The 13,486-nt window shown below is 35.6% G+C and carries 13 protein-coding genes; 3 read left to right on the top strand and 10 right to left on the bottom strand.

Features of this window, described 5'->3' with window-relative positions; translation table 11 throughout:
• Window positions 1-160 precede the first annotated feature (160 nt).
• Window positions 161-1,081, top strand: a complete 921-nt coding sequence (gene rnhC, locus I589_RS04895; RefSeq protein WP_010769228.1) for a ribonuclease HIII — start codon at window positions 161-163, stop codon at window positions 1,079-1,081.
• Between the two features lie 263 nt (window positions 1,082-1,344).
• Here the strand turns inward: rnhC and I589_RS04890 are convergent, their stop codons facing one another.
• From I589_RS04890 to I589_RS04860, 6 genes are all read right to left on the bottom strand, one after another.
• Window positions 1,345-1,998, bottom strand: a complete 654-nt coding sequence (locus tag I589_RS04890) for a GyrI-like domain-containing protein (protein WP_034684395.1) — start codon at window positions 1,996-1,998, stop codon at window positions 1,345-1,347.
• 68 nt (window positions 1,999-2,066) lie between these two features.
• A complete protein-coding gene (locus I589_RS04885; RefSeq protein WP_010769230.1) occupies window positions 2,067-2,513 on the bottom strand; it encodes a DUF5680 domain-containing protein in 447 nt (148 codons plus the stop codon).
• A 243-nt stretch (window positions 2,514-2,756) separates the two neighbouring features.
• Window positions 2,757-3,143 carry a DUF7006 family protein gene (locus I589_RS04880; protein ID WP_010769231.1) on the bottom strand — a complete coding sequence of 129 codons (387 nt, stop codon included), beginning with the start codon at window positions 3,141-3,143 and terminating at the stop codon, window positions 2,757-2,759.
• Window positions 3,144-3,268: 125 nt separating this feature from the next.
• Window positions 3,269-5,410, bottom strand: a complete 2,142-nt coding sequence (locus tag I589_RS04875) for a hypothetical protein (RefSeq protein ID WP_010769232.1) — start codon at window positions 5,408-5,410, stop codon at window positions 3,269-3,271.
• Between the two features lie 758 nt (window positions 5,411-6,168).
• The gene (locus tag I589_RS04865) at window positions 6,169-6,792 is read right to left on the bottom strand and encodes a hypothetical protein (protein WP_010769233.1); all 624 of its coding nucleotides are present in this window, start codon (window positions 6,790-6,792) and stop codon (window positions 6,169-6,171) included.
• Between the two features lie 47 nt (window positions 6,793-6,839).
• Window positions 6,840-7,346 carry a hypothetical protein gene (locus I589_RS04860; protein WP_010769234.1) on the bottom strand — a complete coding sequence of 169 codons (507 nt, stop codon included), beginning with the start codon at window positions 7,344-7,346 and terminating at the stop codon, window positions 6,840-6,842.
• Between the two features lie 319 nt (window positions 7,347-7,665).
• Here I589_RS04860 and I589_RS04855 point away from each other — a divergent pair, with 319 nt between their 5' ends.
• Window positions 7,666-9,180 (top strand): AcpB/EbpR/MafR family transcriptional regulator, encoded by a 1,515-nt coding sequence (locus I589_RS04855; protein WP_010769235.1) that lies wholly within the window; start codon window positions 7,666-7,668, stop codon window positions 9,178-9,180.
• Window positions 9,181-9,220: 40 nt separating this feature from the next.
• Here I589_RS04855 and I589_RS04850 read toward each other — a convergent pair whose 3' ends face one another.
• Window positions 9,221-10,198 (bottom strand): dimethylarginine dimethylaminohydrolase family protein, encoded by a 978-nt coding sequence (locus I589_RS04850; protein ID WP_010769236.1) that lies wholly within the window; start codon window positions 10,196-10,198, stop codon window positions 9,221-9,223.
• Between the two features lie 252 nt (window positions 10,199-10,450).
• Here I589_RS04850 and I589_RS04845 point away from each other — a divergent pair, with 252 nt between their 5' ends.
• Window positions 10,451-11,815, top strand: coding sequence for an MFS transporter (locus tag I589_RS04845; RefSeq protein WP_010769237.1), 1,365 nt, complete (start codon window positions 10,451-10,453; stop codon window positions 11,813-11,815).
• Between the two features lie 48 nt (window positions 11,816-11,863).
• On the opposite strand, the gene I589_RS04840 is transcribed toward I589_RS04845, so the two are convergent.
• From I589_RS04840 to I589_RS04830, 3 genes are all read right to left on the bottom strand, one after another.
• On the bottom strand, window positions 11,864-12,685 hold the full coding sequence (locus I589_RS04840; RefSeq protein WP_010769238.1) for a MurR/RpiR family transcriptional regulator: 822 nt from the start codon (window positions 12,683-12,685) through the stop codon (window positions 11,864-11,866).
• Between the two features lie 120 nt (window positions 12,686-12,805).
• Window positions 12,806-13,120, bottom strand: a complete 315-nt coding sequence (locus I589_RS04835) for a PTS lactose/cellobiose transporter subunit IIA (RefSeq protein ID WP_010769239.1) — start codon at window positions 13,118-13,120, stop codon at window positions 12,806-12,808.
• A gap of 25 nt (window positions 13,121-13,145) precedes the next feature.
• Window positions 13,146-13,469, bottom strand: a complete 324-nt coding sequence (locus tag I589_RS04830; protein WP_010767177.1) for a PTS sugar transporter subunit IIB — start codon at window positions 13,467-13,469, stop codon at window positions 13,146-13,148.
• Window positions 13,470-13,486 lie beyond the last annotated feature (17 nt).

Raw genomic sequence — 13,486 nt, 5'->3', positions numbered from 1 at the left:
TAACAGAAAATTCTATTTCTGCACGCTTACTGAAAGATTTCCATCTATTTTGCGTAAATTAATTAAGAGACGTTGAAAAAAATAAAAAAATCGGTAGTATAAAAGTACGGAGCCCTAAAACGAAAGTGGATTTAGAGGAATAGTGGAATGAGGAATGAACATGAATACAGTTGTCATAAAAGTATCTTCTGCAATTATGAATAAGATGAAAGAATCCTATAAAAACAGTCTGATAAACAAGAAAGTACCTTATAGTGAATTTTTAGCAAAAAAAGGAGATACAACCATTACGGCCTACACTTCTGGGAAAGTAATGTTTCAAGGAAAGAATGCACAAAAAGAAGCTGCTCTGTGGGGAGACATAATACCTCCGAAAAAAAAGACAGTTGAAAATACGGTAAATTCGTCGATTCTTCCAGAAAATTTCAGTAAATTATCTGTATTAGGGAGTGATGAAGTAGGAAATGGTAGTTATTTTGGCCCTGTCACTGTTTGTGCAGCTTATGCTGGAAAAGAGCATCTTTCTGAGTTAAAGGCCTTGGGAGTGAAAGATTCAAAAGCCTTAACAGATAGGCAAATACGACAGATGTCTGAAAAAATTAAAGAACTGATTCCATATCAGCTATTAATTGTCACTCCAGAAAAATACAACGAAATTCAGCCAGCTTATAATGCGGTACGGATGAAGGTCGCGCTGCATAATCAGGCAATCGCACTACTTTTAGAAAAACTTTCACCTGTAAAACCTGAGGCTATTTTAATTGATCAGTTTACCCCTGAAGGAAATTATAAAAAGTATGTAGCCATGGAAAAGACGAAAGTCACTGAGAAAATTTTCTTTGTGACAAAAGGAGAACAATATCATCTAGCCGTTGCGGCAGCTTCGATTATCAGTCGCGCAAGCTTTTTGGAAGAGCTTGATAAAGCCTCTGCTGCGCTTGGAATGACTCTTCCTTCAGGTGCGGGTACAAAGTCAGATAAGGTTGCGGCGGCAATTTTGAAAAAAGGTGGTCTTCCACTTTTAGGTAAATATGCAAAGCTGCATTTTGCAAATACAGAAAAAGCAAAGAAAATGATGTAATCAAAAAAGAAGCTTTGTCCTGCAGACCCATTGAAATGTTCAGTCAGTAGGAAGAAAGCTTCTTTTTAATTAATAAAAAGTGTTAACGATTGCGAGTGAAGGAAGAGAACGAAATGAAGTGGAGACCTTCAACTCAAGCATGTATCATGCGTATAAGATGATGAGAGCGAACCGAAGTGTACATGAGTTTCTTCCACTCAACACATAGTGTAGATGAGTTCCTTCCTAACCTTTATTAAGATTTTACAAAGGCGTGGAATAACTTAATTAGTTATGTCCGTTCCACCTTCTTGCTCAACTTGATAACGCAGGACAGTTTTTAACTTCTCAGGAGCAACTTTTCTTGGATCAGATAAATAAATTTCTCTATGAATATATCTATCCATAATATTCATTCGAGCTAGTTGATGCTCTTCTAGGTAGGCATCCATTTTTTTAAAGGAATCAAGTTCATCATCATAACTGCCCACATGAAGCATTTGGACACTGCTTCCTTCTTCATATTCTTTAAGTGCTAGCATTTCGTAGTGTGGATTTGGTTTTTTTCTTGCCAACTTTTCAAGACTTGCTTGCAAATTTTCTTGGGTAATACATGAAGGCTGACGAATCATGAGTTTGTATTCTAAAGCCTCTTTATTTAGTGTTTCCCCTCTCGAACCGTCTCCAGTTGTCCATATACCTTCTAGAGGATAGACGACATACTCCATCGGCTCCCCACCTAGAGTCCCTTTTTTTATGTCCATCCTAAAGTGATAGGAGACAGCGTAAAGTGCTGCTGTTTGTTGTGCAAACAGCTCAGAATTTGGATTTCCTTTTCCTGACAAGATTAGGTAGTTGTATTTAGGTATATTTATCTGTTGAGGAGTCTTTTTTGGTAGATAAATTTCTTTTTCTTGCTTACGCCATTCATATTTCAACTTCATTTCTCCCTTTCTCTATCAACAATTATTAGTATTATATCCCTGTGTTAGCTGTTTCTTGAAAATTAATCAAAATGCTTATCGATTATCTTTCCACCATGAAAAAATAACTCATAGACTAATCTATCTTGAAAAAATATTTTTTCTATTCCTGAAAATTTGTCGAATGTTCCATTAACATCCATTATGTAAGTATAGTCCTCTTCTTTGTAGATAGAAGCTCCTCTATAAGGCAGTTCTTCACTAGGATTCATGAGAGCAGCTTTTAAAAAGGCACTTTTGAAGGAGTCATTCAATACGTCGCCATAATAGTTCATAGACCAAACGGGCTCCTGTTTATACCACACAATTTCTTGACCTGAAAAAGAACGGGTTCCTACATAAGAGTCTCTATAGATAAAGTCTCCGTCAGCATATTCTAAATCATAGCTCTGTAGACGTGAACTGCTTGTTTGCCCCGTGTTATTGGCATAAGTGTGTTGTTTGGCATTCACTAAGAATTTTTTTAGCATTAAATCTCCTCCTTTGTATTAGCATACTAAGCACACGTGTTCGTGTAAAGGGGAACAAAAAGATTTGTAAGATTTTTTAAGGATGTGTGAATAAAAGTAAGTAATAAATGACTGGCGTCCTTCACTTATTCAACGGAAAAAGAGTCTGGAGATTTAATTGTCGGCTGCGCTTGTTTTAGACTTCATTCGCTGATTGTCCTATTGACGTTAGCACATCCAAATTTCCAGACGCTTTCTTTCTGTTTATTTTAACCCATTTGGAACAAAATGAAGCAGACTGTGAGGTACTGGTTCATTTAAACGAATACCACAAACTTCTTTGTAATAATTTTTTGCATCATTTCTTGAAATCTCAATAATATCGGATTCATTAAATACGTCCTCGCAATCAGGATATTTTAGCTCAATTTTTAATAAATCAGTTAAAATTTGAAGCCGAGCATCTATCTGAAGAATCTGATGCATTTGAACAAACCAATCCAGATGTGGCTTGGTGACTAATTGATAGTATTCCTCTCTTATAAGTAAATATTCTGTATAGATTTTACTGTATTTTTCTTCAATTGCTACGGAATATAAGGAATCAAAATAGACAAAGTAGCGAGTTAAATAATTGTAATCAGATGACATTTTTTTGTTCCTATCCTTTTTTGTACTGCGTTGATTTTTCTTAGAAAATTGGTATCTAGTGGCTATCTAAATAGCGTATGAGTCTTTTATTCATAAGATATTGGTTTAAAGAAAATAACTCATTCTTACTTAATCGCTTCAAATTTTAATACAAGCGAATGGTTCGGCAGTCTTTCTTTTTGGAAGTCGCCAAAATAATTTCCGGTAAATTTTAATGAATAGCTTTCTGAATAGGCCAATTGTCCAATGGTTGTTACTGGTGTATGGTCAGTAAGACTGGCTAATTCTACTTTTTCACTTTTCGTCCATAGCTGAAGATTTAAACGTGCAGCCGGTGTAATGGTCACCGGATCAGGAGTCGCAGCATCTAGAAGCTCTAGCTCATTTGTAGTAAAATTTTTATAGTTTGCTAAACTAATTTTTACCGGCGCATATGATTTATTTGTTATCTGATAGGTTGGAGATAGAATTTTTCCCTGCTCACTTACATCAGATACCCCAAATGTTAAAGAGGTGGGTAAACGAATCGAAATTAAATCAGAAGGATTCTTTACTTTTGTTTGAATAGTTTTTTGATTTGTTTGCAGCTCAAGAACAGATTCATAGATACCGGCTGGGCTTTTTGATGTTAATTCCGTTTGTTTTATAGTAATTGCAGAGGTTAAATCTTTTCCTGTCAAAATATCCCAGCCTTTGATTTGGCTTTGGGTATGAATCAAGGAAGTAATTTCTGCTTCAGAAAGCTTGCTAAGCTCATCTTGCCATATTTCAAAATTTTTAGCATAAATTGCACTATTTCCCAAAATAGTGGTATCTTGATCTTTCGTAAAAACAGGAACGGTTATTACTCGTTTGTTTCCAGAGGAATCCTCCACCTCTACTTTTGCCTCACTAAATCCCACGACAGATACATCTCCAGTATCGACATAGCGAAAACGAAGATTTTTCAGCTCATCATTATCTTTGACATCTTTTAATAATGCTGCTGGATCTGTCGGAAGACTATTTCCTAACTCGATGAGTTGCGGGATGGCTGTTGCAGTTGGCGCAAGTGTATCTTGAATCGTCAACTCAGTATCTATTTTTCCAATATTTCCCGACTGATCAACAGCTTGCACTTGGACGGTCTGCTTGCCTAACTTTGTAAAGTCTGGCGTACTGTTAGCAAACGCCCACGTGTAAGTAGCAAATTTGTAATTATCAGTGGCATCTGCAAACATTTCTGGCTTTGCAGAGTTCCCTAACTCTAATAGTACTTTCTTAGCTGTTAATTTAGGCGGCGTTGTATCCTTGTGAACAACGGTCGTTGCTACCTCTGTAAAATTACCACTTGTATCTGTCAAACGAATCGCATAGGGAAACGTCCCTAATCTTTCATTCGGAAAATCAATCGGATTTACACCAGTCAATTGAACCGGCAGTTTGCTGTTGTCATCGTATTGAATAAAAAGTTTTTCAAGATCAAGTGAAGTTCCTGCTTCAAGACCATAAGTTGAGACAGCCGTTCCTGTGGGCGGCGTTGTATCTTGAACAATAAAATCAATCGGAACTACTTGACTTCTTATACTGTTGGCAAAGTTAGCGACACCAAATGCCTTGCCTAACTTAGATACATCGGGACGAATGATCCACTTACTAGTGACACCTGTTGTATCACCACTCAAGATAACGTACTTGTCAGGTGAGGTTGTTGCAATACTTTGATTTATTTCTAATACGTTATCTGTTTTTGCAGTAGCAAAAAACTTTGTATCTACTGATAAGTTCGCATTCATAAATGTTTCGTAAGTACCATATCGATCATTAACTGGATACCAAATTCCTAAAACATTTTCCCAGACCTTAAAACTATAATGAATTTTATAGCCAATCTGCAGGCCAACAGTTTTATTTTCTCCATAGCCGCGAATCAGCTCAATTGTTGAGTCATTCACCTTGTTAACTTCAACAGTATTTGGATCTGTCGATGCCACGTAGCGAATACTATAAGTGACGTCACCTGTAAATGCATATTCCATCGAACGAACATCATCAAGATAGATGCCAGTTGGGATGGAAATAGTTGATTTTGTTCCTGTAATGTGCGAAATTTCTGTATCTTCTATTTTTTTTCCAAATAGTTCCCATTGGGTTTGTGCATGAGACACCGCTATGTCTTGAGCCACCTCGGCTGAATCAGCAGCATGCACGTCTTTAACCGAATAGACGAAGAAGAAAAATAGTGTCAATATAAATAAAAAAACATGTAACGGATGATTTTTTTTCATAACTACTCCTTAATGAGCACAAAGTCTGGAGTCTGGGATATAACCGTAATAGTTACTTTCCAGATTTTCTAAAAGCTTAATAAAGATTGGGAACAGAAGCAATTCTTGCTTGCTGATGTATATCGTTGGAATACTTCTCATGATGCGCAGTACTTGGTTTACGAGTCTGAGCACCTTTGTTCCGTCTAAATCTCAAAAAATTTAATAAAAATTGGAAGCAGAAGACCCTCTTTTGGTCCTAGGAACAAACTACGTCTGTATAAATTCTTTTGTTACCTCAATATATTTCCTACTGCTGTTTTGCAAGAATAGGACCTGAATGATTCAAACCGGATTTGAATCATTCAGGAAATAGGTGAAATCTGGTTTAACCATGCCTTCATAAGTTATCTTAGCATGGACGATTAGACCTGAAATTTATTTTTACGACGAGTTCATTCAGCTCTCATCAATGAACACTTTCCCTCTTTTTCAATGAAGATATCATGTAGGAGAGAAATAGAAAGAAAAAGCCAATAATACTTATGAAAGAATGATTAGTTGAATCATTCAATTTAGGAAGAATTTCTTTTTTCCCTGTTGCTTGTTTTTCATCCGTATATGTTCCGTTTGAACTAAGCGTGTTCTCTGTTGTTTTGGCAAATATCACCCCTGTCACCTCTATAGAGTGGGTGCTGCTATAAACCGATGTATGCGCATGAAAGCTGACAAATAAGAGAATGAATGAACACATAACTACAAGTTTTAACTGAGTATTTCTATGGTTGGGCTTCAAATTTCAATACCAAATTATATTTAGGTTCAATTGTTGTTTTGTAATCATGAGTGGTTCCAACTGACCCTGTGAATTTAAAATCTACAGAGTCACTACTAGAAGCTGTTGCACCGATTAAAGTAGTTATCTCTTCTTTTGAAGTAGGCGCTGTAGGAGAAACCAATTGAATCATTTTCCCCCCGCTATTTAATTTCAAATCAAGCTCAGGAAGCTTGTCAGCATCCTTTCCATGAACAAAATCTTCTACGCTGATTTTTACACCTTTTGTTGAATTATTAGTAATTGTATAGCTTGGAGATTTTATTTTTCCATTGTCCACATCAACTGCACCAAAGACAACAGAAGTAGGAAGTGTTACGTTGACCCATCCGTCTGCTCCCGGGTCAGGATTGGGACCAGGTCCAGGATTTGTTGGATCAAACTCGCCTATCCATCCATCTACTGTAATCTGCGCACTATCCTTTTTTTCAGTGATTCCCTCGTTTCCGTTTCCTGGATCAGGATCACCATCAAAGTAATCTGCAAAACTTATACTTGGTGCTGCTAAACCACCTAATAAAATACCAAACGTAAGTAAATAGTGGCGCATTTTTTTTGTTCTTTTCATCTTTTTCCTCCAAAAAATTTATTGTCATCATGCATGGCATGTAAGACCTAAGTAATAATCAGCATTCCTGCTATTTGTGTTTCCCCCTTTTTTTCTTTCATCACGTTATAAATGGAGACAATAAAGGTTACAGGATATTCACCGGCTTCGTAGGTTGAAAGCAACTGCTCATTTTCTACATATTGTGTAGGTTGAATCGCCCCGGTCTTTGCAATTGTTTTATTTGTTGAGTCATCTAAAATTTCGACAGAAATGGGAAATACATTTTGCTTGGGATTTACTATTTGTAACGTAACCTCTTTATTTTTAGATTGCCCATAAATATTTGGATTTACCTCAAGGTTGATATAATTTTTATCTGCTTTTTCTTGAAGAAATTTTTCTAACTCTTCAGCGGTCATTTGCTTTACATTTTTCCCCACATCTGGCATGTTTCCAGAAGTAATCACGGCTTCTGGTGCTCTTTTTTTTGTAAGAAAGTAAAAGGAGCTTGAAATACAAATGAGTCCTATTAGGAAGAGAAGAAACGTTAATTTTTTCTTTTTTATATGCATAACTCGCCACTCTCTCGTTTTTAACCAAATGTCATGAGTTTGAAACAATCATATTTTATTTATTTATTTTTGTTTATTAACAAAAATTATAAAACGATTGTACTTGTATTCTCATATATAACATTTTTTTGATACAAAATTATTTGAACGTTTTATTTTTATCCATCATTTGTTTGAAATAGGGTGTTGACTTTTTCTCCTTTCTGTAGTTATTTTTAATAAGCGTATAACTAATTTGTTCATATCGAAGTATAAATGTCTTTTGCTGTCCGCGTCATTTCAAAGTTTGCCTATACCTAACCCTTTTTTGGAGGAGTCTATGAAAAACATATTAGAGAAAAGAACAGAGAGGCATCTTTTAATTTTGAATAACATGATTTATAATAACTGGACGACAATTTCAAATCTATCAAAAAAAATAAAAATTCCTGAACGCACATTAAAAAAAGATATATCTGAAATAAATGAATATATATATCCAGCAAAAATTGAATCGAACTACAAGTTTGGTATTAGAATAACTAGACCGCTAAATATTTCAACGACGTTTATCTATAACTCGCTGTTTAACCAATCGATTAGTTTTTTAATTATTGAAAATCTATTAACCAATAAATATACATCTATTGGACAAATTTCAGATGAATTGTTTCTAAGTGATTCTACTGTGAAACGAGAAATAAAGAGAATAAATGAGGTATTACAAGCTTCTAATTTTTCTATATGCACAACGAATTTGGATATGGTGGGTGATGAACAGGAAATTAGCCAATTTTATTATCAATATTTTTTAGAAAAATATAATTATCTGGATGAATTACTCTCATCTCACGAGCTGAAGTTGATTAATCTGTTAGTGGACGAGTTTTTAAGCTACTATGATTTTTCTGTACACGAAACAACTAATTTTGCCCATCTTAATAAGATTCGTATTATGGCGTATGTGAATATTTGTAGAATAAAGAAAAAAAATGTAGTAACTACGGGGAAAAAAAGTTGTCCTCCTCATCAATTCAGTCATAATTTACTCTATCGATTTCGCTCTTTTTATGGGCTGTCACTAACACAAGAGCACATTTATCAGATATTTCATTATTTTCTAAATCCCAATTACTATTTTTCTTATGAGCAGTTGATTCAGGATGTGAAAAGTAATATTTCTTCACAAAAAATTGTAAGTGAATTACTTAGGAGTTTAAAAAAAATAGAAGAACGTCAGCAAGTCTCGATAAAAAATAGGGAGGAAATCATCCTTAGCTTGTTCAATATTATAAAAAATACAGTCGGACCGACGAAAATTCTCTACAGTCCCGAAGAAGAATTTTTTTCTAGTCTCAGTTTGTTCTATCAGAAATTTACAGGGGAAGTGAAGCGTATCTTTGAAGAATGTATTGAGCTAAAGCAGACACATAAACGAGAGTATTCGTTTGTCTATAAGTTAATTTTTCAGCTAATCACTTTGTGGCCGGATATGAATGAACAAATTGAGCAGAATGTTCCCTCACTAAATACTGTGCTGTTTTTTAATACGAGTTATGGTCATCAGCAGTTTTTAAAGTACGATATCCAAAATCATCTGCAACAGCGGTTAAACCTCACTTTATCAACAGATAAAAGTTTAGAGGAGCTGCAGAAAAATTCTCAAAACTACGAGTTGATTATCAGTAATATTCCCATGGAAAAAAAGATGTCTTGTCCAGTAATTACGATTCAAACGAATCCTGTTTTACAAGATTTTGAAAATATTCTATCCCTTTACAATCAGTTAACGAATACACCTGAAAATGAATATTCGGCTACTGTTCAAAAAGTAAATAGTAAATATAAACACTAAAAAACTCATTCTAGGCGGACACCTAGAATGAGTTTTTTAGCTATTTTTCTCGAATCAATGCTTGTGTTGTACATCGAAAAGAGCCTCCAAAAATACGAGAAACGCGGTAACTTAGTGTTTCGACTTTGATTCCGTATGCTTCAATTTTTGGAATTAGCTCTGTAAATGCGACATCTGTAATATATACTTTTTCGTTGACGGACAGCCCATTCGCAAGTAAATAAGAGGCCTCCTCCAGAGTCACAGGAATTTTGTCCCAGCCTGCTAACTGATCGGGTAATCCATCTAAAAAAGCCTCTTCACAACTAATCATTAGGCCTTGTCTCAGAAAACTTAACGCACAATCTAAATGGAGAATATGAGGATGAAGTCGAACAGGAACAATCTCGTAGCCGAATGGTTCTAATAATCGGCGGAGCCACTGGATACCTGCTGTATTACTTGCTAGACCAGAATAGCCAACAAACACAGTTTTATCTAATACAAGAACGTCTCCTCCTTCAATAAAAGGACCTTCTTGACTTTCCTGTCCTAACGATGTATCAGGCTGAGGGGCGGCTAAATAGATCCCATCATGTTGTTCAATCCACTTATTTAGTGCGGGACGTATAGGGAGTATTTCTTTTCTGCGATGCATAAAGTTCAAATTTCCTTCAATTATAAAAGAACCTATGGTAAAGAATGGATCTCTTGAGAAAAAATTACTGTAGCCGAACCCAGATGCTTTCCCTTCCTGTTTTTCATGGTCAGTCAGTAGCCTTGGACGTAAAACTTCAACGCCATATGATTCAAGAAGCGACTGCATAGCAAGTTTCTCTTGTTCCCACTCCAACTGTAGGCCAGGATCAATTTCAGCGATTGTTTTTCCACCGTTATCTTTTGCTAGCTGCTCATTTTCTTTTGTTAGAAAAGAAGTAGCCATCTCTTCCACTGTATCATCAGGAAAGCAAAATTCAGACTGTGCTAATACAACGGATTTTAATGGTGAAAACTCACTTTGTACATTTGTTTTTTTCACTCATATCCCTCCTCGTTTTAGTTGATTATACAGAGAGAAAAATAGAAAGTCGATAGATTGAAATGAAGAAAGAGACATTACTCTTTTAAATATTAAGAATTTATTAAGAGGAGTAAGATTCATTGACTGTTATTTATTGCTAGATATAATAAAATTATCGTACAGATAACGCAAATGATTTGCGTCGAGATAGAGGCGGGATTCTTAGGAATCTTGGCTCCTTTTTTTATGAAAAAAATTAGAGGTGAGCGAATGAAAGAAACAAATACAAGCAAATTTAACGTAAATTTAGCCGTATTGGCGACTGGGATTATGGCATTTAGTGGCGTATTGATTGAGACAGCCATGAATGTTACTTTTCCCACGCTAATAAAGCAGTTTGGGATTGGTACAGCAGATGTTCAGTGGGTGACGACGATTTATCTATTAATGATTGCAATAATTGTCCCTCTCTCCTCTTTTTTAATTAAAAATTACTGTGTTCGAGACTTGTTTTTTTGCTCCATTCTTCTTTTCATCTCCGGTGTCGCACTAAACAGTCTGCCTATCAATTTTGCCGTCTTACTGGCAGGCAGACTTCTTCAAGGTGTTGCAACAGGAATTGCCTTACCGCTGATGTTTAACATCATTTTAACAAAAGTTCCCCTTAGTAAAAGAGGCTTGATGATTGGTATTGGAACATTGACGACCTCTATTGCTCCTGCATTAGGTCCTACTTATGGTGGAATCCTTACGTCAACGATTGGCTGGCACTATATCTATGTCATCTTATTGCCAATTTTAGTCATTACTATGGTTGTCGGTTTGTATGCAATGCCTAAAGAAGTGATTAAGAAATCCGGACAATTAAACTGGGGTGCTGCAGGTGCCTTGGCCGTTTTGTTTAGTGCTATTTTGCTTAGTTTTAGTTTTTTTGGTCAGGGAATCTTTTGGCTATTTCTTTTCATCGTCTTGCTAAGTGCTGCACTGTTTTTTAAACTTAACCAAAAAAATATTTTAATCAATTTAAAAGTCTTTAAAAATCGTGCTTTTTCAGGATTTCTCTTTGGTTTTGTTGTCTTTCAATCGATGTTGCTGGGGATTTCATTTATTATCCCAAATTTCATGCAGTTAGCAATGGACATTCCTTCCTCAAAAGCAGGATTAATGATGTTCCCTGGAGCCTTGATTGGGGCAATCTTTGCACCTATTTCAGGTCGGATTTTAGATAGTATTGGTGCGAAAAAGCCAATAGTATTTGGAATAGTGATTGCCTTAGTTGGCTGGGGAATTCTTAGTGTTGTTGTTCCCACAGGGGTTGTTTCTTTAACCATACTTGGGCACGTCATCTTTATGATAGGGGTCGGATTTTCCTATAGTAATTTAATGTCTATAGGACTTTCTTCCATCACATCCGCTGAGCAAGCCGATGGAAATGCCATATTCACTACCTTACAACAGCTCTTTGGCGCTATCTCAACTGCATTCGTTGCATTAGTTATGGCACTTTTTCAAGAAAGTGCCTCTAGCTTTGTTGAAGGGACAATAGTGGGTGCAAAAGTAGACTTATATATCTTTTTCATCATTCTTCTGGTGGGGTTAGGAATTGTTTTTAGAGGGTTTAAAAAGGAGAAATAAATGAAATCAAAAAGGACAGTTTTTATAAATGACTGTCCTTTTTTCTTATCAATCAATTCGTTTTACCAATGCTTTATTAGTTAGTTGGCGAATTTTATGGTAGTTTTCTGGATCAATATCTACAACGGCTTTAATCAGTGTATCTAATAAATACAATTGGCTGACCACTGCAGAAAAAGATCCTGCATCTGATAAAAATTCTTTAGAAGAAGCAACCAATGCAACATCGCCCATTTTGCTAATTTTTGAATTAATAAAATTAGAAAGTGTAATAATCGGCGCCCCACTTTGTTCTGCGAGCTCAATGTTTTGAATCACTTCTTTTGTATTTCCTGATTTACTGATTCCAATCACCAAATCTGTAGGCTTAATCATGGTTGCATAAATACTCTGTAGTTGGCCGTCTGGAACAAATTCAACAAACTTTCCCAACCGCTTTAATCGGTTACTCAACTGCATCGCAATAAATGCTGAAGTTCCAACAGACAATAAATAAATATGCTGTGTTTTATGAATAAGCTGACTTGCGACTTTAATTTTTTCAGAATCGATAAATCCTTTTGTATCCTGCAATCCTTCTACTAGCTGTCGATAAACTAAGTCTTTTACTTCATTACCATCTTCAACAGTACTTTGTTCTTGCGCAGTTTGGTACTTTACCAGAGTAATTTTTAATTCTTGAAAGCCAGAGAGTCCAATTTTTCTTGAGAAACGAACAATCGTACTTTCGCCTACTCCAGCCATCATAGCCAATTCATTTATAGAAAGAGTTACTACATCATCTGGATTACTTAAAATTAACTGGGCAACTTTTTGCTCGGACTTCGTTAGGGAAGGAAAATAGCTACTTATGGTTGCTAATAAATCCATGACATCTTCACCTCATTTATTTCTGAATAGTCTCATTATACTCTGAAATTAGAGATGCTACTAGAGGAATCTAACAAGGAAAAAATGAACCCATTAAATGAGTTCATTTTTTCGTATTTATTATTTTATGAATCGATAGAGATCAATGATTTCTTTTGCTAAATCTGTAAAAGCAATTGCTGTCATCAAGTGATCTTGACTGTGAACAGTTAATAGAGTTACTTCCATGTGGTTTCCTTGCGCTTCTTGCGTCAATAAACCAGTTTGAGAATGGTGTGCTTCTACTAATGAAGCTTCTGCATCTGCAATCTTTTGATCTGCTTCTTCAAATTCACCTTTTTTTGCTGCTGCAATGGCTTCCATTGCATCGCTTTTTGCGTTTCCGCCGTACATGATTAAGCCCATGACTGCTTCTAAATTCTTTTGATCTTCCATTATTCTGTCCTCCGGGTTTCCACTATTACTTGTTGTCGATTAATTTTTCAGCTTGTGCCAATACTTTTTCACCGTTCATCATTCCATAATCTTGCATGTTGATTACATCTAATGGAATTCCTTTAGGTGCTAGTTTTTGTTCAAATTGTGCTTTCATGAAACGAACTTGTGGGCCTAAAAGTAAAACATCCACATCTTTTGCTTCCAAATTATTATCTGCATCTGATGCTGATACTGCAAAGATATCCGCTTCTACTCCCTTTTCTTCAGCTGCTTTTTGCATTTTTGTTACTAATAGACTTGTGCTCATTCCTGCAGAACAAACTAACATGATTGTTTTTTTAGCCATGTTTCTCTCCTCTTTCT

This window comes from Enterococcus phoeniculicola ATCC BAA-412 (assembly GCF_000407505.1).
Lineage (GTDB): Bacteria > Bacillota > Bacilli > Lactobacillales > Enterococcaceae > Enterococcus_K > Enterococcus_K phoeniculicola.
The sequence above is the reverse complement of the archived record's forward strand: the minus strand, read 5'-3'. Positions and strand labels throughout refer to the sequence as shown.